Source organism: Terrabacter sp. Soil811, from assembly GCF_001429655.1.
In the GTDB taxonomy this organism is placed as follows: Bacteria; Actinomycetota; Actinomycetes; order Actinomycetales; family Dermatophilaceae; genus Terrabacter.
Map to the genome: position 1 here is coordinate 406,597 of NZ_LMSX01000007.1, position 24,421 is coordinate 431,017.

At 71.2% G+C, this 24,421-nt stretch carries 18 protein-coding genes; 5 read left to right on the forward strand and 13 right to left on the reverse strand.

Translation table 11 applies throughout. The annotated features are described in order from the left end of the window. Positions 1–80: 80 nt before the first annotated feature. The 7 genes from ASH01_RS08800 to ASH01_RS08830 form a co-directional block, all read right to left on the reverse strand. Positions 81–1,280 carry an MFS transporter gene (locus tag ASH01_RS08800; protein ID WP_056774354.1) on the reverse strand — a complete coding sequence of 400 codons (1,200 nt, stop codon included), beginning with the start codon at positions 1,278–1,280 and terminating at the stop codon, positions 81–83. A 94-nt stretch (positions 1,281–1,374) separates the two neighbouring features. After that, on the reverse strand, positions 1,375–2,112 hold the full coding sequence (locus tag ASH01_RS08805; RefSeq protein ID WP_056774356.1) for an enoyl-CoA hydratase-related protein: 738 nt from the start codon (positions 2,110–2,112) through the stop codon (positions 1,375–1,377). 85 nt (positions 2,113–2,197) lie between these two features. Beyond that, positions 2,198–3,274, reverse strand: a complete 1,077-nt coding sequence (locus ASH01_RS08810) for an acyl-CoA dehydrogenase family protein (protein ID WP_056774358.1) — start codon at positions 3,272–3,274, stop codon at positions 2,198–2,200. Beyond that, positions 3,274–4,419, reverse strand: coding sequence for an acyl-CoA dehydrogenase family protein (locus ASH01_RS08815; RefSeq protein WP_056774360.1), 1,146 nt, complete (start codon positions 4,417–4,419; stop codon positions 3,274–3,276). Before ASH01_RS08815 ends, ASH01_RS08810 begins: the two co-directional genes overlap by 1 nt. Before the next feature lie 311 nt (positions 4,420–4,730). Then, positions 4,731–5,987: an Nramp family divalent metal transporter gene (locus ASH01_RS08820; protein WP_235509580.1), complete on the reverse strand. Its 1,257-nt coding sequence runs from the start codon at positions 5,985–5,987 to the stop codon at positions 4,731–4,733. Between the two features lie 93 nt (positions 5,988–6,080). Further along, entirely contained in the window at positions 6,081–7,544 is a 1,464-nt protein-coding gene (locus ASH01_RS08825; protein ID WP_056774363.1) for a hypothetical protein, read from the reverse strand. A 100-nt stretch (positions 7,545–7,644) separates the two neighbouring features. Beyond that, positions 7,645–8,277 carry a hypothetical protein gene (locus tag ASH01_RS08830; RefSeq protein ID WP_156415503.1) on the reverse strand — a complete coding sequence of 211 codons (633 nt, stop codon included), beginning with the start codon at positions 8,275–8,277 and terminating at the stop codon, positions 7,645–7,647. A gap of 262 nt (positions 8,278–8,539) precedes the next feature. Here ASH01_RS08830 and ASH01_RS08835 point away from each other — a divergent pair, with 262 nt between their 5' ends. After that, positions 8,540–8,899 carry a TraR/DksA C4-type zinc finger protein gene (locus ASH01_RS08835; RefSeq protein WP_056774367.1) on the forward strand — a complete coding sequence of 120 codons (360 nt, stop codon included), beginning with the start codon at positions 8,540–8,542 and terminating at the stop codon, positions 8,897–8,899. A gap of 77 nt (positions 8,900–8,976) precedes the next feature. Here the strand turns inward: ASH01_RS08835 and ASH01_RS08840 are convergent, their stop codons facing one another. Then, the gene (locus ASH01_RS08840) at positions 8,977–13,656 is read right to left on the reverse strand and encodes a multicopper oxidase domain-containing protein (protein ID WP_235509581.1); all 4,680 of its coding nucleotides are present in this window, start codon (positions 13,654–13,656) and stop codon (positions 8,977–8,979) included. A 326-nt stretch (positions 13,657–13,982) separates the two neighbouring features. Here ASH01_RS08840 and ASH01_RS08845 point away from each other — a divergent pair, with 326 nt between their 5' ends. Continuing rightward, positions 13,983–14,333, forward strand: a complete 351-nt coding sequence (locus tag ASH01_RS08845; protein WP_082619617.1) for a helix-turn-helix transcriptional regulator — start codon at positions 13,983–13,985, stop codon at positions 14,331–14,333. Between the two features lie 24 nt (positions 14,334–14,357). Here ASH01_RS08845 and ASH01_RS08850 read toward each other — a convergent pair whose 3' ends face one another. Then, a complete protein-coding gene (locus tag ASH01_RS08850; RefSeq protein ID WP_056774370.1) occupies positions 14,358–15,035 on the reverse strand; it encodes an NADPH-dependent F420 reductase in 678 nt (225 codons plus the stop codon). A 96-nt stretch (positions 15,036–15,131) separates the two neighbouring features. On the opposite strand from ASH01_RS08850, the gene ASH01_RS08855 reads away from it, so the two are divergent. Next, positions 15,132–15,707 (forward strand): TetR/AcrR family transcriptional regulator, encoded by a 576-nt coding sequence (locus ASH01_RS08855; protein WP_056774373.1) that lies wholly within the window; start codon positions 15,132–15,134, stop codon positions 15,705–15,707. A 69-nt stretch (positions 15,708–15,776) separates the two neighbouring features. Here ASH01_RS08855 and ASH01_RS08860 read toward each other — a convergent pair whose 3' ends face one another. Then, positions 15,777–16,385, reverse strand: coding sequence for a TetR/AcrR family transcriptional regulator (locus ASH01_RS08860; RefSeq protein ID WP_056774375.1), 609 nt, complete (start codon positions 16,383–16,385; stop codon positions 15,777–15,779). A 74-nt stretch (positions 16,386–16,459) separates the two neighbouring features. Between ASH01_RS08860 and ASH01_RS08865 the strand changes: the two genes are divergently transcribed. Both ASH01_RS08865 and ASH01_RS08870 read left to right on the forward strand, forming a co-directional pair. Further along, positions 16,460–18,592, forward strand: coding sequence for an MDR family MFS transporter (locus tag ASH01_RS08865; RefSeq protein ID WP_056775269.1), 2,133 nt, complete (start codon positions 16,460–16,462; stop codon positions 18,590–18,592). A 224-nt stretch (positions 18,593–18,816) separates the two neighbouring features. Next, positions 18,817–19,638, forward strand: a complete 822-nt coding sequence (locus ASH01_RS08870) for an oxidoreductase (RefSeq protein WP_056775271.1) — start codon at positions 18,817–18,819, stop codon at positions 19,636–19,638. Positions 19,639–19,709: 71 nt separating this feature from the next. Here the strand turns inward: ASH01_RS08870 and ASH01_RS08875 are convergent, their stop codons facing one another. From ASH01_RS08875 to ASH01_RS08885, 3 genes are all read right to left on the reverse strand, one after another. Beyond that, the gene (locus ASH01_RS08875; RefSeq protein WP_056774378.1) at positions 19,710–20,705 is read right to left on the reverse strand and encodes an AfsR/SARP family transcriptional regulator; all 996 of its coding nucleotides are present in this window, start codon (positions 20,703–20,705) and stop codon (positions 19,710–19,712) included. Between the two features lie 215 nt (positions 20,706–20,920). Further along, positions 20,921–22,051, reverse strand: coding sequence for a hypothetical protein (locus tag ASH01_RS08880; protein WP_056774381.1), 1,131 nt, complete (start codon positions 22,049–22,051; stop codon positions 20,921–20,923). 87 nt (positions 22,052–22,138) lie between these two features. After that, positions 22,139–24,361 carry a multicopper oxidase family protein gene (locus tag ASH01_RS08885; RefSeq protein WP_056774384.1) on the reverse strand — a complete coding sequence of 741 codons (2,223 nt, stop codon included), beginning with the start codon at positions 24,359–24,361 and terminating at the stop codon, positions 22,139–22,141. Between the last annotated feature and the right edge of the window lie 60 nt (positions 24,362–24,421).

Sequence of the window (24,421 nt, forward strand, 5' to 3'; positions counted from 1 at the left end):
GAAGTGGCCTTTCGACGTGGTGGCACCGGCGAAACGTGGCCTTTCGACGGTTCAGTCGGGGCGTATGCCGTGGGCTCGGGTCAGCGGAGGTTGTGCAGCTCGCGGCGGGTGAGGAACGCGCGCGTGCCCAGGGCCATGACGAAGGCGAAGGCGCCCGCGATGATCGCGACCCAGTAGCCGTGCTGCGGTCCGACGTGGTCGACGACGATGCCCGACACGGCCGAGCCGGCCGCGATGCCGATGATGAGTCCCGTGAGCACGATCGTCATGCCCTCGTTGAGCTGGGCCTTGGGGACGATCCGCTCGATGAGGTTCATCGTCGTGATGAGGGTCGGAGCGGTGGCCATGCCCGCGACGAGCATGAGACCAGCGAGGACCCAGAGGTTGCCGGCGAAGAGCACCGGGATCTCGAGGACCGCCATCCCGAACGTCCCGGCGATGAGGAGCTTGACGAGGCTGCGGCCGTGCGAGACGTGCCCGAAGACGAGGCCCGCGGAGGCCGACCCCACGGCATACAACGCGAGGATGGCGCCGGCGGCGCTCGGCGCGCCCAGCTCCTGCGAGACGGCGAGCGTCACGACCTCGTTGACGCCGAAGATCGCCCCCGTCATCACCATGATGAAGGCGAGCGGGATGAGGCCCGGCACCGTGTAGGCGTGCTCGGTGGGTCGCTCGTGGTGCGGCACGACCGGCGGCTCCGTGGACCGTGCCGAGATGAAGATCAGCACGCCCACGGTGTAGGCGACGGTGGCGAAGGCGAAGCCCGCCTCGGGGAAGAGCGTCGTCGACAGCCAGATCGCGAGGACCGGTCCGATGACGAAGGTGACCTCCTCCATGACCTGCTCGAACGACATCGCCGCGTGGAGGTTGCGTGGGTCGTCGGCGAAGATGTGCGACCACCGCGCGCGGGCCATCGTGCCGAGGTTGGGGATCGCGCCGCACAGCGGGAACGTGATGAAGAGCAGCCACGAGGGCAGCCCCCGCATCGAGACGAGGAGGGTCATGACGGCCCAGAACCCCGACCAGAGGAAGAAGGGGATGGCGATGCGGCGCTGGCCGTAGCGGTCGACGAGCCGCCCGAGGAAGGGGGCGAAGAGCGCCAGGGAGACCATCCCGACCGCCACCACGGCCCCGGCGAGCGCGTAGGAGCCGGTGCGTGCCGAGACCATCGCGACCACGGACACGGCGAACATCGAGCCTGCCGAGCGGGCGATCAGCCCGCCGGTGATGAAGACGCGTGCCCCCGGTACCTCGAAGAGAGGTCGGTAGGACGCCAGCACAGGTGCTCCTTCGCGGTGGGGGACGGCCAACTTCCCCATCCTTGCACCACGACCCCCGAGGATCCGAAATGCCGGATTCGTGGTGAGCCGTGCCTCACACCCCGTGCTTGCGGCGCAGCGACCACATCTGCGGCGAGCGCTCGAGCTCGACGGCGACGTCCCACGGCATGCCCCCGGGCGCCGTCTCCCGGCGGAAGCTCGCGACCATCCGTCGGGCGAGGGCGGGGTCCCGGGCGACCCGAACGGCTACCGCCATCGCCGCGTCCTGCACGTCGCCGTCGTCGTAGGCCGCCCAGGCGAGTCCCAGCGCGACGGCGCGCTCGCCGTCGACCTCGTCGCCGAAGAGCCCGAGGGCCGCGGCGGCCTCGCGCCCGGCGACCCGGTTGATGAGCGTGAAGTGGCCGCCGCCGGGGTGGATGCCGATCTGGGCGAAGCCGGGGAGCAGCCGGGCCGTGCGCGAGACGATGCGCAGGTCGGTGGCAAGGGCGAGGTTGAGGCCGGCCCCCACTGCCGCCCCGCGCACGGCCGCGACGGTCGGGACCGCGACCCCGCCGATCGTCGTGAACGCGGCGTAGACGGTCTCGAGGTTGCGGTAGGCCTCGTCCTCGACGGGGTCACGGCCCGTGTCGGCGAGGACGCTGCGGACCGCCCCCGCGCAGAAGTGGGCTCCGCCCGTGACGACGACGGCACCGACCTCGTCGTCGGCCTCAGCCGTGCGGGCGGCGTCGATGAGCTCGCGCGACATCTCGACGGAGAGGGCGTTGCGGCGCTCGGGCGCGTCGAGGGTGATGAGCGCGACGCCGTCGGTCACGTCGTAGCGGATCTCGGTCATGCGGCGAATCTCCTTGGCTACCAGCGAGCTCGGTGGTTCAGGGGGTCCAGAGGGGTCCAGAGCGGTCCCGGTGGTTCAGGGTCGTTCAGGGGGCGTGCTGCGTCTTGGCACGGCCGGTCGTGATGAGGGTCCAGAGTCGGTCGTGACCAGCGGACGAGGCGAGCGCCGTGAGGGTCTCGTCCCAGTCCTGGAGGGAGCCGTACTCGCTGCGCCGGGCGAGGATCGGGCGCGTCAGGGTGTGCAGCTCGTGCTCGAGGGTCGTGCCGATGGCCCCGAGCGCCTGGTGCGACCCGCGGACGACGACCGAGGCGGCGTGCCCGACGCACGACTTGGCGACCCCGACCGCGAAGAGCATGCCGGGGTCGGTCCAGTCGGACGCGGCGGCCCGGGCGACGGCGGCGTCGGTGGCGGCACGGGCCAGGGCCGTCTCGCAGGCGATGTCGGACACGAGGTGCTGCACCGCCTGGAAGCGCCCGATCGGCCGCCCGAACTGCTCGCGCTCGCGCACGTGCGCGAGGACGACGTCGACGACGCGTTCCATGGCGCCGACGACCTGGGCCGAGCGGGCCAGCGCCCCACGCAGGTGGAACTGCTCGCCGATCGCGTGGTCGACGACGATGCCCGCCTCGAGGTCGTCGAGGTCGAACTCGACGGTGTCGCTGGGCTCCCCGGCGAGGTTGCGGCGCTCCTCCACGCCGACGCGGTCGATCGGCACGTCGGCGACCCGCCACTGGTCGCGGTCCTCCCAGAGGGCCACGACGCTGCTCGCGTCGCGCGCCCACGTGACGTTGAGGGCGACCCCGGACGGGTCGGGACGGCATACGGTCCGGAGGCCTCCGTCGTTGGGCAGCCCGGCCGCCTCGAGCAGCCAGCCACCGAGCACGTCGTGCTCTGCGAGCGGCACGGGCGCGGCCGCCGCGGCGGCGAGCCCGAGCAGCGCTGCGGCGTCGACCCAGCCTCCCCCGCTGCCGCCGGCGGACTCCGAGCCGGTGAGCCGCGTCAGTCCGAGGTCCTCGAGGCGCTGCCACAGGCCGCGGTCGAGGTCGACGACGGCGGTGGGCGTGGCGCGGGTGGCGCGGTAGTCGGCGAAGAGGTCGGTGAGGACCGCGACGAGGTCGGGGTCCGGCGTCGTGGGCGCGGCGAGGTCGCGGGGGTCGGCCATCAGCGCATCCCGAGGCCGCGGGCGATGACGCCACGGAGGATCTCGTTGGTGCCGCCACGCAGCGTGAAGCCTGGACGCTGGAGGATCGCGGCGTGCAGGAGGGTGTCGAGCTCCTCGTCGAGGGCCCACCCGGTGGCGGTCAGCGTGTCGACGTAGTCGGCGATGTCGCCCTCGCCCGTCGTCCCGAGCACCTTGACGACCGCCGCGGCCGTGTCGGCGTCCACGGCGTTCTCGAGCGCCGTCGAGACGGCGAACGACATGTGGTGCAGGGCGGCGACCCGGGCGACGTGGCGACCGAGGCCCGGGTCGGTGGGCAGGCGTCCGTCGTCCATGGCCTGCGCGGCGGCGGCGAGGAGCTGGAAGGTGGACAGGACCCGCTCGGGCCCGCTGCGCTCGTGGGCGAGCTCGGACGTCACCTGCGACCAGCCCTCCCCCACCTCGCCCAGCACGCGGTCGTCGGGAATGAGGACGCCGTCGAGGTGCACCTCGTTGAAGTGGTGGTCGCCGCCCATCGAGATGATCGGGCGGATCGTGACAGCCGGCGCCCGGAGGTCGACGATGAACTGGCTCAGCCCCGCGTGGCGGTGGGCGGGGTCGAGCGGCGCCGACCGGGCGAGCGCGAAGAAGGCGTCGGCCTCGTGGGCGCCGGAGGTCCACACCTTGGTGCCGGTGAGCCGCCAGCCGCCGTCGACCCGCTCGGCGCGGGTGCGGACACTGGCGAGGTCGGAGCCCGAGTCCGGCTCGCTCATCCCGATGCCGAAGACGACCTCGCCGCGGCTGATCCCGGGCAGGTACGCCTCCTTCTGCTCCTCGGTGCCGTAGCGCAGCAGCGACGGTCCGATCTGCCGCTCGGCGATCCAGTGCGCCGCGACGGGAGCCCCGACGACGAGCAGCTCCTCGGTGACGACGAAGCGCTCGAGAAAGGTGCGGCCCTGCCCGCCGTACTGCTGCGGGATGACCATCCCGAGCCAGCCGCGCCGGCCGAGCTCGCGGGTGAAGTCACGGTCCCAGCGGGTGAGCCACGTGTCGACGTGGGGCACGAACGCGCCGGCCGCGACCTGCTCGGCGAGGAAGGCGCGCACCTCGAGACGCAGCTCGGTCAGGGCGGGCAGCTCCCGCGCACCCGGAGGGACGAGACGGGCCATGCTCACCTTCCTCACGCGACGTCGCAGCGGTTCGTGCGCCACTCTCCCACACGGTCCCTCGCGAGACCCGAGGCCGTATGCCGTCCCGCCGGGTGCCGTCCGCCACACCCGGTCCGCATGGTGCCGAGCGCTCCCTCGACTGAGCGCGCAACCCCACCCCCAATGGCCGCCCAACCAAACTCGAGTGAGCGCCCAACCACACTCGAGTGAGCGCTCAACCCCACCCTGGCGGCGCAGGGCGTTGACTCGACTGTGACGGGGCGTTCACTCGACTGTGACGGGGCGCTCACTCGACGGGGCGTGGGCGTGGGTCAGAAGGCGGTGGCGACGAGGTAGGCGCAGAGACCGACGATGACGGCGGTGATGACCACGGCGACGGCCGTGGTCAGGCGGTGGTTGACGAGCACGCCCATGATCCTGCGGTCGCGGGTGAAGAGCAGGAGCGGCACGAGGGTGCCGGGCAGGGCGAACGACAGGACGACCTGGCTCCACACGAGCGCGTTGGTCGGCTCGACACCCAGGCCGAGGATGACGAGCGTGGGCACGACGGCGAGCATCCGGCGCAGCAGCGGCGCGATGGGCCGGCGGCCGAAGCCCTGCATGACGACGTCACCCGTCTGGACGCCGACGAGGGTCGAGGCGAGCCCCGACGCGAGGAGGGCGACCGCCAGCATCGTCGCGGCGACCTGCCCCGCGTTGGCCGACAGGGCGGCATACGCCGTCTCGATGCTCGCGCCGGCCGTGGAGGGCAGGGCTGCTGCGAACACGACGAGGCTGATGTTGGCGGCACCGGCGATCGTCATGGCGATGACGACGCTGCGCACCGTGCGACGGCCGCTGCGCAAACGCTCGGCGTGGCTCGCCTCGCTGCCGTCGTCATGACCCCGCGACGCGGCCGAGTGGAAGTGCAGGGCGTGCGGCATCACCGTCGCGCCGACGATGCCGACCGCGAGCAGCGCCGCCGACGAGTCGAGCGGTCCGGGCACGACCGAGCGCAGCAGCGCGACCCGGTCGACGTCGGCGACGAGCACCTGCCACAGCAGCGAGCCGATGATGACGACGAGCAGGACGAGCACGACCGAGTCGAAGTGGCTGCGCCCCCGGACCTTGAGGGCGAGGACGACGAGGCTGAAGAGGGCCACACAGACGGCCCCGGCCATGAGGGGCATGCCGAAGAGGAGCTTGAGCGCGATGGCCCCGCCGACGACCTCGGCGAGGTCGGTCATGATGACGACGAGCTCGGCCTGGGCCCAGAGGAGCAGCCGGCCGACGCCCGGGAAGCGTTCGGAGCTGTGCTCGGCGAGGCTCTTGCCGGACGCCATGCCGAGCTTGGCCGCGAGGTACTGGATGACCATGGCCGAGCAGCTCGCGAAGACGACGACCCACACGAGCGTGTAGCCGTGCTCGGCCCCGGACGTGATGTTGACGCCGAAGTTGCCGGGGTCGACATAGGCGATGGCGGCCAGCAGCGCCGGGACGAGGGTGCGGGGCGCGCCGATGGTGCCGCCGAGCCCACGCTCGGGCGACCGGTCGTCCACGCGTGGCTGCTGCGCCACTCGCTCACCCATGGGACACAGCATCGAGCCTCCGGGGCGCGTGCGCCAACTCCCCCGGCGTCGGTGCGACGAAGGCCTCACCCCGACCGGCCCCCCTCCAGGAGCTCAGCGGGCCGACGCGACCCCCAGGAGGGCGGCGATCCCGAGGGCGCTGCGCGGGTCGTAGGCGGCCGTCCACAGGCCTCCGTGCGCGGCACCATACGCCTCGTCCTGCCAGGCCGTCGGCTGCGCGGGCGAGCCGGTGCGCAGGTCGTGGACGAGGAGCGCGGCCATGAGCGTGTTGGCCGTGCCGGGCTCGAACACCTCGATGCCGAAGCGGTGCGCGCCGGCGTAGGCGGCGGCGAGCGCCCGGTTCTTGACGACCGAGCGGGTGCGCGTGGGCGGGGCCACCTTGAACGACACGAGACCGCCGTCGGCGCGGTATGCCGTCGCCCGCCACCGCTGGAGGCGCTTGGCGAGCAGGTAGTTCGGTCCCTGCTGGAGCACGACGCTGTCGTTGATGCCGGGGTCCTGGCCGGGCACGTAGTTGCGGCGCAGGAGCCGGCCGCCACTCACGGTGCGCAGCGGCACCCGCAGGACCTTGGAGGTGCGCCGGTGGGCGTAGCTGTCGACGGAGCGCTCGACCGCGGCCCCGGGGACGGCGAAGACGTCGGTCGGGGTCGCGAGGAAGGCGAGAGCGACGTCGTCGCGGCCCTTGGCCTCGACGACCGCGCGGGTCAGAGAGTCGACGGCCATCGAGACACGGACGTTGGTCTCGCCGTCGGCATAGACGTAGTTGCCGATGGCGATCGGTCCGTCGATGGCCGCGACCCATCGGGTGACGGCGCCGAGGTCGTGGACGAGATCGCCGCCGGCGCGTGCTGCCAGTGGCTCGCCCCCGGGGCGGACCGGCACGGTGATGGATCCAGCGAGTCGGCGCGTGTCTCCGATCAGCTTGTCCCACAGGTCCTTTCGCGGCAGATCGACGGCGGCGACGTCGGCGCCCCAGCGCAGCAGCGAGCGCAGTGGGCCCATCTCGGCGGCGGCACCGAGCACCACGACCGTGCGGTCGGAGAGGTCGAGCCAGTCGGGGTTGTCGATGACGAGGCCGACGGCCTCGGCGCACGTGGGCTCGACGGTCCCCGCCTCGACCCACAGCTCGAGCCGTCGACGCAGGGCGTCCCCCGAGAGTCGCTCACCGGCATACGGCACCGAGAGCGTGCGGTCGGGCGCGCCCTCGCCACGCACGGTCTCGGAGCCGAGCGCGGGCACGCTCTCGTCGGCGGCGACGGCCACCTCGAGCGGTCGGTCGCCGTCGTCGGTCGCCCAGCGCATGCGGGCGTGCAGGGAGTCGAGCCCGCTCGTGGCGATGGCCTGCGCCGCGCCCGGGACCGCGACCCCGGCCTCGACGAGGCGCCGGAAGTGCGGGAGGTAGCCCTGGCGCCAGTTCGTCTCGCGTTCGGCGGAGGCGGCGCCGACCGGGTCGACCCCCCGCAGGGCGTCGGCGACCACGGCACGTCCGGTGGCAGTCGTGCTGCGGCGTCCGGACGTCGGGTCGAGTGGGAAGACCACTCCTCTGGGGTCGCTCATGGCTCCATCCTGCCGGGTGGGCAGCTCGATCCGTCGCGGCCGGCTGGTCGGCGGGCGCTCGGTCGGCCTGCCCGGCCGCCCGGCCGTCCTCCGCGGTCGCTCAGCCCTGGCGGAGCCGTCGGTCGACGACGAGGTAGGACACGCTGGCCGTGGCCAGGTTGCCGGCGCGGTCCCGTACGAAGCACGTGACGGTGTGGGTCCCGAGCCGACGGGTGTTCGGCGCGCGGCCACCGTTGCAGCTCTGGCGGGCGACGCCCGAGAGTGCGTCGGTCGCCCGTGGCACTGCGACGACGACCCCGTGCCGGGGCACGACCGCTGGGATGGCGACCGGGTCGAGCGTCGGCGGCGTGCCGTCGTAGCGGTAGGAGAAGCCGACGTAGGGCGCCGCCCGGCCCGCACCGTCGACACACGTGCCGTAGACGGTACGAGGCACTCCCGAGTCGACGGCGACGACGGATCCGCCCTGGCACGAGGCGATCCCGCCGCCGAGGTCCTGCGTCACCCAGTGGTAGCGAGCCGGGGCGGCATACCAGCCGTCAGCGTTCGGGCCACCCTCGACACGGAGCCCGCTCGGCGGCGTCGTGATCACGACCGACGATGCCGCGACGGCGCCATGGCCGCTGCGCGGCGCGCCCTGCACCCCCGTCAGACCGAGTCCTCCCCACGCGAGAGCCGCCAGCCCGGCGACCCAGGCGATGCCGTGGACCGCGCCGCGCACTCGTCCGTCCGTCACGGCCGGCTCCCTCGCCCGGGGTGCCCCGTCGACACCCGTCACAGGTCGGAAGGCCGTGAGCCACCGCTGATACGACGCACAGCAGATCGGTGCCCACGTCGCGGGACGGGTCGCCCACGCCGTGACATCGGGGACACGGGCTCGCGGCGTCATAGGCGTCATCCGGGCGAGGCGCCCGGATCGTCGGTCGGTCCGGCGCCGGGGATGGTGCCGTGGACCACTCGATCAGGCCGGCCCGGCCGAACGGGAGGACGATGGGGACATGAGCACCAAGACGGCCGCACACGCGGCGGAGCTGACGGCGGACCGGGCCACCGAGGTCGAGCGCATCACCGGGCTGCGCCGGGAGTTCACCGAGGTCGTCGAGGCGTCGGCGGCCAACATCGCCGACGACGAGCACGACCCCGAGGGCTCAACCATCGCCTACGAGCGCACCCAGATCGGCGCCCTCATCGAGCAGGCGGAGCGGCACCTCGTCGAGATCGACGCCGCGCTGCAGCGGATCACCGACGGCGGCTACGGCCGGTGCGAGGTCTGCGGCGAGGCGATCCCCGACGAGCGGCTGCGAGCCCGACCCACGGCCCGGACCTGCATGAGCCACGCGGGGACCGCCCTGCGCTGACCGACCGTGCGGCAGCGGGCAGCAGTGAGGGCCCGTCGCCACGAGCCCCCACTGCTGGTCGAGCGTCTAGAGCCGCGTCACGGTGCTGCTGCCACCGGCCGCACCGCCGAGTCGACGACTCCGACGACGTTCACTGCGCGGACCCGGAAGGACCAGGCCTGCCGGGCGACGTTGCCCGTCGTGAAGGTCGTCGAGCCCGCCGCCAGCGCTCCGGACTGCCCGGAGACCGTCGCGAAGCTGTTCGCGCTCCACTGGACGACGTAGCTCGTCTCGTTGGCGACGTCACCCCACGTCAGCGTCACCCGCTCGTTGTTGCCGGACCGGACCGCGGTCGCCGTGGCGATCGTGGGCTGTCCCGGGAGCAGCACCGCCGCCGTGGAAGTGTTGCTCGGCGTCGACTGCCCGGCGACGTTGACCGCGCTGACCCGGTAGGCATACGTGCTGCCGACCGAGACGGCGCCGTCGACGTAGGTCGCCGTTCCGGTGTTGGCACGCGCAGGTGGGGTCGCGAGCCGGGCGAACGCGCCGCCGTTGACCGAGCGCTCGACGAGGAAGCCGGACTCGTTCGTGGCGTTGTCACGCCACGTGAGGCTGACCTGCGGACCTGCCGCCAGGGTCGCGGTGAGGGTCGTCGGGGCCGCCGGCGCATTGACACCCAAGGTGGCCGAGGTCGAGCTCGCCGTCATCGTCGGGAATCCCTTCCCGTAGCCGACCGTGTTCTGGGCGACCACCCGGTAGAGGTAGGCCGTGCTCGGGTTCGACGTGGAGTCGGTGAGCGTCCGCGACTGGTGGACGTTGGTGTCCGTGAGCGGCACGTTCACCGTTCCCACATCCACCCACGTCGTCCCGTCGGTGGACCGCTGGACCACGAACGCCGTCTCGGTGATCGAGTTGTCGCCCCACGTCAGGGTGATGTGGCGGTTGTTGCCGTTGCCCGTCACCACTGCTCCGCCGGTAGCCGGCCAGGTCGCCGTGTTCGGCGGCAGGGCCAGGGACTCGGGACGCATCATGTCCATCTCCTCGTGACTGAGGATGTGGCAGTGGATGACGTACTCCCAGCCCATGTTGACGAGTGAGTTGACGATGGCACCCGTCGGGTTCCCTTGCGGGTCGATGTTGTTGAACCCGGACTGTGATCCGAGGGGCATCATCGGGTTGAGGGCGCGGATCGCGTTCGGCACCTCGAAGGGCACCTGGGGGACCACAGGCCGCAGGGCGACGATGGTGTCCTCGAGCGGGCTCATCCGCACGGTGTCCTTCCAGCCGAGCTCGTTCGCGTCCGGTGGGATGACGATGTTGTCCCACGTGACCCGGTTGAGCACCTGGACGTCGTAGAGGTGGAAGTGGATCGGGTGCGTGTCCACGCCGTTGTGGGTGAAGCGCCAGATCTGCGTCCCGTCCTTGGCGTCGGTGATCGGGGTGACCGCGACGTCCGCTGCCGGCAGGTTGGTGCCGTCGATGAGCTCGGTCGCCGGGTTGATGTACGGGTACAGCGTGACGTTCTGCGCTCCCGGTGCCGGAGGTTGCGCCTCCACGCCGAGGTTGGCCTGCATGCGCCCGTAGTCGTCGAACGTCGAGGAGTTCATCTCGTCGTGGATCGCCTTCGGTTCGAGCCCCATCGTCATCTTCGCGGTGGGAGCCGCAAGGGTGTTGAAGCCGAAGGTGCCGGTGTCGTTGACGCGCACGAGGCCGTCGCACCTGGTGACGTTTCCCGTCTTGACGTTGCAGTTGCTGCTGGCAGCAAAGCTCGTCCCATAGGCCGAGTTGTAGGCGGCTTGGCCGACGATCGCCGGGTGCTGGCCGGACTCGAAGACCCCGGATCCGTTCGGCTGGTGCTTGAAGGCGGCGGCGAGCGCCGTCACGTTGAAGGCCGGCGCCGGGGTGGCGGCCGCGATCTTCACCTGCATGACGGTGCGGGTGTTGGGCCCGTAGCCCGGCATGACGGTCGGAGCCCCGGTCGGACTGAGGTCCGGGCCGCCCGTGTAGTAGTCGTACGACGGCACACGTGCCGGGAAGGCAGCGGGTGCGTCGTTGTAGAGGATCAGCGTCTTGCCCGCGAACTTCGAGAAGTCGACGACGACGTCGGCACGCTCCGCCGGAGCGAGCAGCATCGAGTGCTTGTCGACGTTGCCGAAGTCGAAGCGGGTCGGGTCGGTGATCCAGGTCGTCGGCTGCTGGCCGTCGATCACCGCGGGCGCAGGCAGGAAGCCGCCCTCGCTCGCGATCTGCACCCAGTCTGGGCCGGCGGCGTCGTTGTGGGCGTCGGCCGGTGTCGGTGACACCGTCGGGTCGGTCTGCGCGGCAGCCAGCTCGGTCGGGTTCAGCCTGACCTCGCTCTGGCCGTTGCCGTTCGCCGGGTCGGGGTCGGCCGTGTACCACTGGAAGTTGAAGAACCGGTCGTTCGCGGCGTTGAGCAGCCGCATCCGGTACGTCTTCGGCTGCAGGGTCATGGTCGGGTAGGCGACACCGTTGACGATCGGGGTGTCGTTGAACTGCTCCATGCCGGCCGACACGTTGGGCGTGCCGGGGATCTGCTCCGGCTCGCAGAACGGGTCGGTCTGGTACTGCCACGTCGACGGGTCGTCGAGGTTGCAGCTCGGGTCGTAGTACGGGTTCGCGATCGGTCCGTACGTCGTGCCCGTGGCCGGTGGCCAGAACCACGGTCCGTACATCCACCGTCCGTAGGCGCTCAGCCCACCGGGGTCACCCGGGTTCTGCGCCGGCATGTAGACGTGGTGGTACCAGAAGCTGCCCTTGGTGCCCCATCGCTTCGCGTCCCACGTCGGATCCTGGCCGTATGCCGTGACCTTGCCGTTGACGTCGACGGTGTCCTTGAGCTGGGCGTCGCCGGGCACGAAGGTCCGGTCCTGGACGATGAGCGGCAAGGTGTCGGTGGCGGTCGGGATCAGGCCCGCGTTCACGAGCGCCTTCTCGGTGTTGTCGGTGATGATGTAGCCGGCGGCCTCACCGGCATACACGTTGAGACGCGTGATGCCCCACGAGTGGTCGTGGTAGAACATCAGCCGCGCGCTCTGCTGGTTGGTGTAGTAGAACGTCGAGCAGCCATCGTCCTTCGCGGCACAGAGTGCGGGAGAGCTGGGGTTGGCCGGGTCCGACAGCATGTCGGGGACGTTCTGCACGCTGACGCCCTGCGGCCACGACGTGCTCTCCCCGGCGGGCGTGATCCACTGGTGCGGCGTCCCGTCGCTGATCCACGGGGTCGTGCCGCCGTGCAGGTGCAGGGTGGCGCGGTTGTCCTTGAAGCAGTCGACGGCCTTCGGCTCCTGGGTGCACGCGGGGTTGCGCACGGCGTCGGTCACGGCGCCGCTGTCGACGGGTGCTGGCATGGCCATCGGGCCCATGCCGGAGCCCATCATCGTGCTGTCGGTGGGCAGGAAGAGATCACCGTCGGCGCCCTTGGGCAGCAGGTTGCGGAAGACGATGCGCACCGGACGGTCCTTCGTCGCCGCGATGATCGGGCCGAGCCACTGCGGGGCGGTCACCCCGGTGTAGCCGGAGATGGCCTGCTGGTCACCGTTCTGCAGCTCGTTGAAGAGGGTGACGTGCCGGCCCGGGACTGCGGTCGTCGAGAGCTGGACGTAGCCGCGGACGAGGGTTGCCGGAAGGTCGGACGAGAACTTCGTGCGGTACTGCACGAGACCGATGACGTACTCGTCGGCGACCTTGCCGTTGTACGTCTTCGCCTCGGGGACCGCCAACGGGATGAACTTGTTGTCGGGCCCCATGGCTGCGTCCGTCCCCTGCACCTGGGCGATGGCGGGACAGCCGGATCCGTCGACCTTGGGGTCGCACGTGACCGGCAGAGCGTCCTGGAACTTCTTCATGCCCGCCGTGAGGTAGCCGCTGCCGGCATTCGTGACGGTGACCGAGTCGAGCGATCCGACGTCGGTCGTCACGGCGCCGGTGGCACCCGTTCCGCTTCCGGTCGGGTCCGTGACAGCCACCGTGGCCGCGGTGTACCCCGAGCCCGGGACGTCGACAGCGAGTCCGACGAGCTCGAGCGTCGCGGTCGCCGCGGCTGGGGTCGACCCACTGATCGGGTCGGCGAGCGTCCCGTCGAGGATCCTGACGCCCGGTGCGGTCGTGTAGCCCGAGCCGGGGTCGTCCACCGTGACCTTCTGGACCACGCCGCCGACGAGGTCGGCCTGCTCGACGTGACCGGTGGCACGCGTGCCGTTCGGGTCGTCCGGGAGGTCGATGAGGACGGTGGGCAGGGTGTAGCCCGTGCCGCCGCCCGTCAGGGCCACGGCGTCGACGCCACCGGAAGGCGTCACGCTGGCGCCCGTCCCGTCACCTGCCACGGTGGCGACGAAGCCGGAGTAGCCCGCGCCCGCGGCCGTGACCGACGCGGAGACGACCGCGCCGGTAGCCTTCACCGTCGCGGTCGCCGTCGCCTGGTTCCCGCCGGCGACGGTCGGCGCGTTGATGGTGACGGTGGGCGAGGTGTAGTCGTGCCCCGGAGCTGTCAGGTTGATCGCACCGATGCTGCCGTCAGGTCCCACCTGCGCTACGGCGGTCGCGCCTGCTCCGGTGCCGGCGTCCGTGATGCTGACCGTCGCCGTCGGCAACGTCAGGGGGCTGTTGGCCCAGTTCGGCCAGGGCCCGAAGTAGTGGGGAACCTTCGACGCGTCCGTGGCTCCCGTCGGTGGCGACGCTGCCGCGACCGTGGCCGGCACCACCCCCGCCTGCAGGCCCAACGCGAGCACCGTCGCGGCACTGGCCACGATCGCCGACAACCATCTTCTCGGACTGCTACCTGGCATCTTCCCCACCTGCCCCGTGACCTACTTCGCATGTCCAGCGAATTCACAAAGGTTAGACAGGAATGGGGGTCAGAACGTCCACTTTCTCTTGGATTGAAAATGCGAAACCTTTTGCGCCACAAGCGATTCCGGAAATGGATTTCGCCTGTCCGCATTCATGCACAATCGTGCTCAGGTTCGGCAAAACGGGACACTTGCCAAGCCCAGAGAGGGACGAAGCTCGCATACGACGAGGACGTGTGACGAAGCCCTCTTCGCCTTTTGCCGCGGCCGCCCACACAGCGATCTACCGTCGAGTCATGAGAAGGAAAGGATGGACCTTCCTCTCGAACCACGGACACGTTCTGGTCTGCCTGGCGGACGACCCGGACATGTTGCTCAAGGACGTTGCCTCCAACATCGGGATCACCGAGCGGGCAGTCCAACAGATCGTGGCCGACCTCGAGGGGGCCCGCGTGATCACTCGGCACCGCGAGGGGCGGCGCAACCGCTACGTGGTCCGTCGCGAGGTGCGCTTCCGCCACCCCCTGGAGGCAGGACTGCGCGTCGGCGACTTCATCGACCTCGCCCGGCGCCGCCCCCGACTGCGGATGACGGACGCACCCCCGCACCTCACCCCCGCGCGGGAGCGCGAGCGCGACGTGCAGTGACGCCGTCGCGGGCGTCCACCTCCGTCAGCGGACGATCCGGAAGTTGAACATCGGCGTGCCGAGGGCGCCCATCAGACGCAGCCAGACCGGCAGCAGCATCTCCGTGCCGCGGGCGGTCGTGATGTCGCCGAGGTCGATGACGTCCTCGTGACCGAACTCGACGAGCAGGGCCGTGACGGCGGCCTTGGCCCCGGCGTGGTCGCCGGACACGAAGACGCTGCTGCTCTCGGGCAGGCCGGCCGGGCGCACCATGAGCTCTGCGGTCAGCGTGTTGAGCGCCTTGACGACTCTGGCGTCGGGGAAGGCACGCTGGATCTGCTCGCCGAGCGAGTCGGAGTCCTTGACGAAGAGGGTGGGCGGCATCCCTGCCGAGAAGTCGAGCGGGTTGGCGATGTCGAGCAGCACCTTGCCGGCGAGAGCGTCGGCACCGGCGAGGCCGAGCACCGCGAGCGAGGCGTCGCCGCTCGTCGCGTTGACGACGGCCTCGGCCGAGGCTGCGGCCTCCGCGAAGGTCGCGAGCGAGATGCCCGGGTATGCCGTCGCCCACGTCGCGAAGGCGGCGTTGCCCATCTGGTCGGGCTCGGTGCGCGCGAGCGTGCTCGCCGGGTCACGCGTGCCGATGGTGACCGCGTGGCCGAGCTCGTCGAGACGGGACGCGATGGTGCGACCGACGGAGCCGGTGCCGAGAACTGCGTAACGCATGGGAGGTCCTTGGGTGTCGGAACAGAATAGACAGGTCTGTCTACTTGGCGGGACGCTAGCAGACAGATCTGTCTACTCGCAAGGTATGATGGCCCCATGGCACGGACAGCGAGCGCGGCTCGGCAGCGCATTCTCGACACGGCCTTCGCGCTCTTCTACGCCCACGGCATCCGCGCGGTCGGGGTCGACCGGATCATCGCCGAGTCCGGGGTCGCCAAACAGACCTTCTACAACCACTTCCCGGCCAAGGACGACCTCGTCCTCGCCTACCTCGACGTCGTCGACACGACCTGGTCGGGGCAGCTGCATGCTGCTGCCGAGGCGGCCGGCCCGGCGCCCGCCGACCAGCTCGTCGGGCTCTTCGACGCTCTCGACACGGCCTGCCGTCGCGACGGCTACCGCGGGTGCGCCTTCATCAACGCCGCGGCCGAGAACGAGCCGGGCACGGCGATCCACGCCCGGACGCTCGCCCACAAGGACTCGGTGCGCGGCTGGGTGCGTGGGCTCGCGGTCGACGCGGGAGCACCCGACCCCGACGGCCTGGCGCGCACCCTCACCCTGCTCCTCGACGGCGGACTCGCGAGCGGCTCGCTCGATGCCCTGCCGGACGCACCCCGCGCCGCCAAGGCCGCGGCCGAGGCGCTCGTCAGCGGGGCGACCGCCTCGCACTGAGCGACCTCGAACCGGTCCGCCTCAGCGACGCCGGTCCGTCTCAGCGCCCCGGCAGCTCTGCGGCGCTCCTCAGCGCAGGCCGGCCGCGATGCGGTCGAAGGCCTGGTCGATGTTGCGCTCGAGACGACCCGAGCCGCCGTTCTGCTGGTGCTCGATGCAGGCGCGCACGGCCGCGATGGCCACGGCCACCGTCAGGCGCGCCTCGAGCGACGCGCCCGGCTGCACGCCGAGACGACGCTCGAGCGCGGCCGTCAGGGCGTTCTCGATGCGGATGTTGTTGCCCACGAGCGCCGGGGCGAGCGACGGCTCGCCGAGCAGGATGCGACGACGCCGGGCCCGCAGCTCGCGGTCGATCGACGCGGGCGCGAGCATGCCGGCGAGGATCCGACGGAGGGACTCGAGCGGCGTCTCGCCCTCGACGTCCTGCTCCAGCGCGGCGGCATACGACTCGAGCTCCTCGGCCGTCGTGCCGATGACGGCGGCCTCCTTGGACGGGAAGTAGTTGAAGAACGTGCGGGCGCTGACGCCGGCCCGGGCCGCGATCTCCTCTGTCGTGACGGCCGCGAAGCCCTTCTCCTCGACGAGGTCGAGGGCGGCGAGGTTGAGCGCGCGGCGGGTCTCGCGCTTCTTGCGCTCCCGCAGGCCGCACGACTCGTCGGTCAGCAGGTCCGTGCTCATGCCCCCATCGTGACACGTTCACTGCATGGACTGCAATTTTGCAGTGACTGCACTTTCGGCGTACCGTGGCGGACATGCCACAGAAGACCCAGGGGGTAGCCACGGACACCGCGACCACATCAGCCAGCGAGGCGACTGTCACCAAGGCGCCCGGACTCGACCGCCCGACCCGCAACATCTTCATCGCACTCATGCTCGGCATGCTCGTGGCGTCGATCAGCCAGACGATCGTCGGTCCGGCGATGCCACGCATCGTCGCCGAGCTCGGCGGCATCGACCACTACTCATGGCTCGCCACGGCCGCCATGCTCGTCAGCGCGATCACCGTCCCCATCGTCGGCAAGATGAGCGACCTCTACGGTCGCCGCGGCTTCTACCTCGGCGGGCTCGTCGTCTTCATGGCCGGCTCGATCCTCTCCGGCTTCGCCCAGAACTTCTGGTGGCTCATCGCGGCCCGCGCCATCCAGGGCGCCGGCATGGGCACCCTGATGCCGCTGTCGCAGACGATCATCGGCGACATCATCCCGCCGCGTCAGCGCGGCAAGTACCAGGGCCTCATGGGCGGCGTCTTCGGCCTCGCCTCGATCCTCGGCCCGCTCGTCGGCGGCTTCGTCACCGACAACTGGGGCTGGCGCTACCTCTTCTTCATCACGCTGCCGGTCGGCGTCTTCGCCTTCTTCGGGATCAGCCGCTTCCTCCACCTCGAGCACACGCCGCGCGAGACCGTCGTCGACAAGGCCGGCATCGCCGCGCTCTCGATGACCCTCATCCTGCTGCTCGTGCCCACCTCGCTCGGCGGCACGACGCTCGCGTGGGGCTCCCCCGCCATCATCGGCATGTACGCCGCCGGCATCGTCATGCTCGGCGTCTTCATCGCCATCGAGCGCAGGGCCGTCGAACCGGTGCTGCCCCTGCGCCTCTTCAAGAGCCCGCTCTTCACGCTCTCCAACATCGCGGCCTTCATGGTCTCCGTCATGATGTTCGGCGCGATGATCTACCTCCCGGTCTACGCCCAGGGCGTGCTCGGCGCGTCGGCCACCAACTCGGGTCTCATCCTCATGCCAATGTCGGTCGCCATGATCGGCCTGTCGATCATCTCGGGCCTCGTCATCACCAAGACCGGCCGCTACAAGCTCCAGACCATCGTGGGCATCCTCATCATGGGCGTCGGCTTCTGGCTGCTGACCCAGCTGCACTACGGCTCGAGCCAGACCGAGCTGACGCTCTCGATGATCGTCTTCGGCATCGGCCTCGGCATGGCGCTGCAGGTCTTCACCCTCATCATCCAGAACTCCTCGCAGCGCAAGGACCTCGGCGTCGCGACGGCGTCGACGCAGTTCTTCCGCAACGTCGGCTCGACCGTCGGCACGGCCGTCTTCGGCACGATCATGACGAGCGGCCTGGCCGGCAACATCGCCTCGCACCTGCCCGCCTCCGTGGTGCAGCAGATGCAGGCGTCCGGACAGCAGGTCAGCGCCGGTTCGGTGCTCGACCCGTCGGCCCTCGCCACGCTGCCGCCGCAGATCGCCACGGGTGTCCAGCAGGGCCTCGCCGACTCCCTGCACACGGTGTTCGTCTGGGGTCTCGTGCCTTTCGCGCTCGCCCTGCTCGCCGCGCTCTTCATCAAGGAGGTGCCGCTGCGCGACACCGTGCACACGCCCGACGAGGCCGGCATCGAGCTGCTCGACACGATGTCGCAGTCTGCCCCTGACGACGAGCTCAAGGTGCCGCTGGGCCGCGAGGCCGGCAACACGCGTACGCACGAGCGGCTGCTCGGGCTGCGCCTCGGCCTGCTCGCCGACTCGGCGCTGCGCGGTGACCGTCCCCTGCTGACCCAGGCCGTGAGCCGACTCGGCGAGGGCGACCTCGACGCCGGCGCGGCGCTGCTGCACCGCACGTCGCGGATGCTGACGACCGAGGACGCCACGCTCGCCGCCGAGACCGAGCGGTTCGCCGTCGAGGTCGCGGCCCGGGCCAAGGTGCCCGGCGGCATCCTCGACGAGGCGCTCAAGCGCGAGCTCGCCACGGCCGTGGCCGAGCGCGACGCCCGCACCGTCATGACGACGGTCGAGCCGACCGTCGCCGAGCGCCACGAGGCCGTCGACATCCGCCTCCTCTCCGCCGTCGGTGACGACCTCACCGCCGCCTACCTCGTCGACCGGCAGAACGCCAAGGTCGCCGAGCAGGCCGAGGCGTTGGTGCGCTGACCGCGCCCCACTCCCCGACCTGACCCGTCGAGAGGCCGCCTGTGGGCTCCTCCGACACATCGAGAGGCCAGTTCTCCCCACCGAGAGCTGGCCTCTCGACTGCGTCCAGGCGGCCCGACGTGGCCTCTCGAACGGTGTGAGGGAGGGGCGTATGCCGTCCGGCCGGCCCACGCTGGGAGATGGGCGCGCGCTCGGGTCCCAGCGTGTCCGCATACGGTGTCGGGATGAGCAAGGTAGCCCTCGTCACCGGCGCGTCCTCCGGCATCGGCGAGTCCATCGCCATCCACCTCGTCGAGTCCGGGTGGACGGTGTATGCCGTCGCCCGCCGCGTCGAGCGCATGGCCGCGCTCGACGCGCGCGGCATCATCCCCTTCGCCATGGACGTCACCGACGACGCGTCGATGGTCGCGGGGGTCGACCGCATCATCACCGAGCAGGGGCAGATCGACGCCCTCGTCAACAACGCCGGCTACGGCTCGTACGGACCGGTCGAGCACGTGCCGATCGACGAGGCGCGACGACAGTTCGAGGTCAACGTCTTTGGGCTCGCCCGCCTCACCCAGCTCGTCACGCCGCACATGCGCACGCGGCGTCGCGGCCGGATCGTCAACATCTCCAGCATCGGCGGCAAGATCTACGAGCCACTCGGCGCCTGGTACCACGCCACGAAGTTCGCGGTCGAGGGCTTCAGCGACAGCCTGCGCATCGAGCTCGCCCCCTTCGGCATCGACGTCGTCATCGTCGAGCCGGGCCCGATCATCTCGGAGTGGAACACCATCGCCCGCGAGAGCATGGTCGAGCAGTCGATCGGCACCGTCTACGAGGACCTCGCCCGCCGGATGGCCGTGATGTTCGAGCGCGTCGACACCCCGCGGATGAGCTCCGGGCCCGAGGCGGTCGCCGAGAAGGTGCTCAAGGCGCTGGAGGCCGCGAACCCCGCGGCGCGCTACCCCGCCGGACGCGGCGCGCGCGCCATCGTCACCGCGCGCCGGCTGCTGCCGGACCGCGCCATGGACGCCGTCATGAGGCGCGCCCTCTCCGGCTGACCCGTCCACCGTCCCGACGTCGAAGGGCCACGAACCGGTACCGGTTCGTGGCCCTTCGACAGTCGGGTGGGTCAGGCGGTGGCCCGAGCCGTGGGGTGCCAACCGCTGCGCGCCATCGACAGCAGACGCTCGAGCAGCCGCCAGTCCTCCTCGACCGGCGGGGGGCCGCCCCGCTGCCCCGCCGGGCCGGGGCGCCCCGGCCCCGTGGTCCCCTCGAGGTCCGCACCGGCCGGCCCGGCCGGGAGCGACACCGCGACGTGGAGACGGACGACGGCGTCGACCAATGCCGACAGCGGGTCGTCGTCGGCCTGCCTCGCGCCGTCCAGGAGGCGGCCGAAGACCTCGCGGACCCCGGGTCCGGGCGTGCAGCCGAGCTCGTCCGCGAGCAGCCGCCGGCACTCGTCGTAGGCGCGCAGGCCCTCCGCGTAGCGGCCGCGCTGCTCACAGCACTCGAGGACGACCCGCCAGGCGGCCTCGTCGTAGGGGTCGGCGGCGAGCGCCTCTCTCGCCCAGCGGTGGGCACGATCGAGGTCTCCCGCGTCGAGGGCCACCCCCGCCGCCTCGGCGAGGGCCCGCAGCAGCTCGGCGTCGAGCTCCTCACGCGCCTGCTCGATCCAGTCGAGGTGCTCGTCCGGCAGGAGCAGGCCACCGGGGCCGCCGGCTCCCCCGAGGGCATCGAGCATGTCGAGGACGTCGAGGACGTCGAAGGCAGCGACCCAGCCGCGCACGGCGGCCGGCCCCGAGCAGGCGCGCGCCCGGGCGGCCAGGCGCCGGAAGCGGTGGACGTCGACGTCGACGAACGCCGAGTCGAGCAGGTAGCCGCCCGGCTCCGTGCGCACGGCGCTGCCGAGCCCCGGCGCCAGGGCGTCGAGCCGCTTGCGGACCAGGCTGACGTAGCCCTCGAGGGTGCTCAGGGCGCCCGCCGGTGGGGCGTCGTCCCACAGCAGCCGCACGAGACTTGCCTTGCAGACGGCCTGGTCGGGCCGCAGCAGCAGCGCGACGAGGATCTGGCGCGGTTTCGCCCCGCCGAGCTGGCGCGGTCCGATCGACCGGTCGCCGACCGACACGCGCAGACTCCGACACAGTGTGACCCCGGCTCGCACGGGTCCCTCAACCCCTGCTCGCGCCCCCAGGCTCGAGTTCGTCATGTCAACCCCTCCCTTGACTCCTCCATGGTCGGGCGAGGAGGCAACCTGCGGGCTCCACCACGTGCGGGGAGGTCGGACCCGAAGATTGGGGGTGAGCAGTCGGCTCACTTCACGAACACGGCGCCGTTCATCTGCTAGCCCATGCCCGAGCTCGTGGGGCTCTCCGAACGAACGACGTCGAACCACCCCGCCTGGCTCGACGCCACTCCGACCACGGTGACGGCCAGCACAGCGGCCACCGCGAGTCGGCCCAGGTGCTCGGGCCGGAGGCGGCGTACGGCGGCGACCGGGACGCCGCGCAGCAGGACGACGACGAGGACGAGGGCCACGAGCTCCAGGAGGCCGGCAGCGATGTCGGGGAGCCCGACGGCCTCGGGGACGCCGGGGTCGGGACCGACCGGCAGACCCCAGGTGCGCGACCACGCCCACACGACGAGTGGACCGGCCGAGAGCGCGGCCACGACGAGCAGGAGGCCGCGAGCGGGCGCGGGCCACCGGAGCACGAGGAACGCCGCCACGGCCTGGGCGACCGCCAGCGCGACGAAGAACCAGGCCGCGGCGACCCACTCCTCGAAGTGCTCCGGCACGACCGCCAGGTGGATGAGCGCACCACCGACGAGGGCCAGGGCCAGGAGCCGCCGCCGCTCACCGCAGGCGTCCAGCGACCGACTCCGGGCGCGCGCCGACCGGACGGAGTCCAGTCGGCCGCCGTGGAACATCGTCACCCACGCGACGGCTCCGAGGTTGGTGACGAGCAGGAGCACGGCTCCGAGCCCGGTGGCGCGCAGCTGCAGCCACCACGTGTCCTGCCGCAGCCGCTCGATGCAGTCCGCCCGGCAGTCGCCCCGCATCGAGGCCATCGTCTCGAGCTGGCCCGACTGGAGGTGGAAGTCGTACGCGGCCCCGACCGCCATCTCGACGGCGCCGACGAGCGTGGCAGCCACGACGACGAGCCCCGCGGTCAGCAGCAGCGGCGCCCGTCCCCGGTCGCCGTGTCGTCGGTCCGACACGTGCACGGCGAGCGCCAGCGCGGCGAGGACGGCGCACACGTAGACGGGCACGAGGACGGTGGACTCGTGCCACCAGGTCGTGAACGGGCCCTGCCCGCGACCGACGGCGCCGACCGCACCGCGCATCGAGGTCACCCAGAAGCCGTCCGCGTAGGCCAGCACCACCGCGAGGGGCAGCACCGTCGCCCAGGGGACGGCGCGTCGGCGCCCCGGGACGGTGGGTGGGGCCGCGACGACGGTCGAGGAGGTGGTCATGGCAGTGCCTTTCCTTCCCAGTGGTGGACCACGGCGTAGGCCGTGTCGTGGGCGTCCACGCGGAGGCCACGACACGGCATACGCTCCCTACGGCGTGATCTCCCAGCCGAACATCATCGCGTGGTCCTCGTGCGCGAGGTTGTGGCAGTGCGCGACGTAGGGACCCACGAAGTCCCGGAATCCCCGGTAGACGATGACGGACTCGCCCGGGTCGAGGGCCGTCAGGTCCTCGCGCGAGACGTCGTCGGGGTGACCCGCGCTGCCCTTTGTCGCGTCCTTGCCGTTGCGCATGACGACGCGGTGCTCCTCCATGTGCAGGTGGAACGGGTGCACCCAGCCGCCGCCGCCGTTGCGGATCTCCCAGAGGTTGAAGCTGCCGCGCTTCTGCTGCGCGAGCGGGGTCTTGCCGGCGGGGTTCTTGAGGCTCGTGCCGACGTGCGTCGGGTCGAACGGCTGGCCGTTGATGAGCCACTCGACGTCGGCGGACGAGCTCCCGCGCTCGACCTCGAAGACCAGGCGGTTGTCGAGCATGCTCTGCCAGTTGCCCGGCAGCGGCGGCAGCGACCGCAGCAGCTGACCCGGCTGCGGGATGAGGCTGTCGTCCGGGGCGTCGTCGCCGATGACGAACTTCAGCACCGGCACCTTGTAGTTCGGGTCCGGCGAGAACCGGGACGAGTTGGACCACATGCGACCGTTTGGCATCTTCATGACGTTCGTGAGGTAGACGACGTCGCCCTTCGTCGTCGGCGTCCCGTCCTGGTAGCGGGTGAAGTCGACGATGACCTCGCGGCGCTTGGCCGGCCACAGCTCGAACGAGTCGCGCTTGATCGCGAACGGCAGCAGGCCGCCGTCCGAGGCGATCTGGGTGAACTGCATGCACTGCTGGCCGTCAGGGATGCGGTACTGCCCCTCGAGCTCGTCACCGCCGTAGCCCAGGGACGCGGATGACTTCGGGCCCGTCGTCGACGCCATCAGCTTGAACTCGTAGATGCGGGCGATCGAGGCATCGAGGAAGCGGAAGCGGTACTTCCGGCGTCGCACGACCATCGTCGGGTAGGCGGTGCCGTTGACGGTGAAGATGTCGCCGACGAAGCCGTGGTTGGGGAAGTGCTTGTAGAACGTCTTGCCCCACCACTCCGGGTGCGTCGCAGGGTTCTTCGCTGCCGGGAACTCCCCCATCCCGTCGTGGACGTCCTGGTGCGTGGTCACCCCGTCGTCGAGGCGGCAGTCGTAGAACGCGAGCGGGACGTCGTAGTCGACGTCGAAGGAGCCGTCCGGGTTGTCGCGGCGGACGCCGGGCAGCCTGAGCCCCTGGCGCTCGTCTCCCATGTCCGTGCCGTTCTTGGGGTCGTAGATCGGGTAGAGGCCGACCATGCCCTTGTAGACGTTCGACCCGGTGTGGTCCATGCGGTGGTCGTGGAACCAGAAGAAGCTCTGCTTCTCGCGGTCGTCCCCTCCCGCCGGCCAGTTGAGGTAGAGGTTGTCGCAGAAGGTCTGGGGTCCGTAGCCGGTCGACTTGGGGCCGTAGGTCATGCAGTAGTGCGGGTTGCCGTCGCTCTCGGGCGCCGTGTGGCCGTTGTGCAGGTGGGTGAGGAACGACCAGTCCGGGGACCCGAAGTCCTGCCGATCGAGGCCGAGCGGGTTCTCGTCGAGGTGGTTCTCGAAGCGGACGAGGACGGGCTTGCCGTACTCCGCGTTGATCCTCGGGCCGGGGAAGGTGCCGTTGAAGCCGTAGATCGTGCTCATCGGCAGCCAGCGCTTCGTGCCGGCGGCATAGGTCGCGCCGTAGGCGTCGAACGACGCCGTCGGTTTGCCGTTCGAGTCGATCGGCAGCACCTGGGAGGTCGTGAACGAGTGGGTGCGCAGGAGCAGGTCGATCTTGTAGACGATCGGGTCGGGGTAGCCGAGCGCGGACGGCCAGATCTGGTGCCGCTCGCTCCCGAACGAGTTCTGCTGTCCCACACCGGGACCGGGAGGCTTTGCCCAACCGCTGAAGGTCGACACGGGCACGGGCGCCAGGGCCTTCGGTATCGGGAGCGGGTCGGAGAAGGGCGAGAGGATCAGCGGGCTCGTCGGGAAGGCCTCGACGTAGAAGAGCAGGTCGCCGAGTGTCGTCGACGAGGCTGCGAAGGCGCCGTCGGGCGACAGCAGACCCTGCTGCGCCAGGACGGGACCGCCGAATCCGCGGGCGGCGACGAGGGCGGCTCCGAGTCCTCCGGCGGCCCCGAGCCGGAGGACGGTGCGTCGGTAGACCCCGCCGGGCTCGAGCTCACGCGGGTCTTGGGGTTCCGAAGGTGTGGAGGTGTTCATGCCTGCTCCTCAGGTGGTGGACGGCGAGCCCCGTGGTGCGTGCTGCTCCCGGTGCCCGAC

Bases quoted from the DNA above. Each gene is read 5' to 3' on its own strand.
- ASH01_RS08825 (WP_056774363.1), bottom strand. From the start codon at position 7,544: ATGAGCGACCCCAGAGGAGTGGTCTTCCCACTCGACCCGACGTCCGGA.
- ASH01_RS08850 (WP_056774370.1), bottom strand. From the start codon at position 15,035: ATGCGTTACGCAGTTCTCGGCACCGGCTCCGTCGGTCGCACCATCGCG.
- ASH01_RS08870 (WP_056775271.1), top strand. From the start codon at position 18,817: ATGAGCAAGGTAGCCCTCGTCACCGGCGCGTCCTCCGGCATCGGCGAG.
- ASH01_RS08865 (WP_056775269.1), top strand. From the start codon at position 16,460: ATGCCACAGAAGACCCAGGGGGTAGCCACGGACACCGCGACCACATCA.
- ASH01_RS08855 (WP_056774373.1), top strand. From the start codon at position 15,132: ATGGCACGGACAGCGAGCGCGGCTCGGCAGCGCATTCTCGACACGGCC.
- ASH01_RS08880 (WP_056774381.1), bottom strand. From the start codon at position 22,051: ATGACCACCTCCTCGACCGTCGTCGCGGCCCCACCCACCGTCCCGGGG.
- ASH01_RS08845 (WP_082619617.1), top strand. From the start codon at position 13,983: ATGAGAAGGAAAGGATGGACCTTCCTCTCGAACCACGGACACGTTCTG.
- ASH01_RS08820 (WP_235509580.1), bottom strand. From the start codon at position 5,987: ATGGGTGAGCGAGTGGCGCAGCAGCCACGCGTGGACGACCGGTCGCCC.
- ASH01_RS08885 (WP_056774384.1), bottom strand. From the start codon at position 24,361: ATGAACACCTCCACACCTTCGGAACCCCAAGACCCGCGTGAGCTCGAG.
- ASH01_RS08815 (WP_056774360.1), bottom strand. From the start codon at position 4,419: ATGGCCCGTCTCGTCCCTCCGGGTGCGCGGGAGCTGCCCGCCCTGACC.
- ASH01_RS08805 (WP_056774356.1), bottom strand. From the start codon at position 2,112: ATGACCGAGATCCGCTACGACGTGACCGACGGCGTCGCGCTCATCACC.
- ASH01_RS08810 (WP_056774358.1), bottom strand. From the start codon at position 3,274: ATGGCCGACCCCCGCGACCTCGCCGCGCCCACGACGCCGGACCCCGAC.
- ASH01_RS08860 (WP_056774375.1), bottom strand. From the start codon at position 16,385: ATGAGCACGGACCTGCTGACCGACGAGTCGTGCGGCCTGCGGGAGCGC.
- ASH01_RS08835 (WP_056774367.1), top strand. From the start codon at position 8,540: ATGAGCACCAAGACGGCCGCACACGCGGCGGAGCTGACGGCGGACCGG.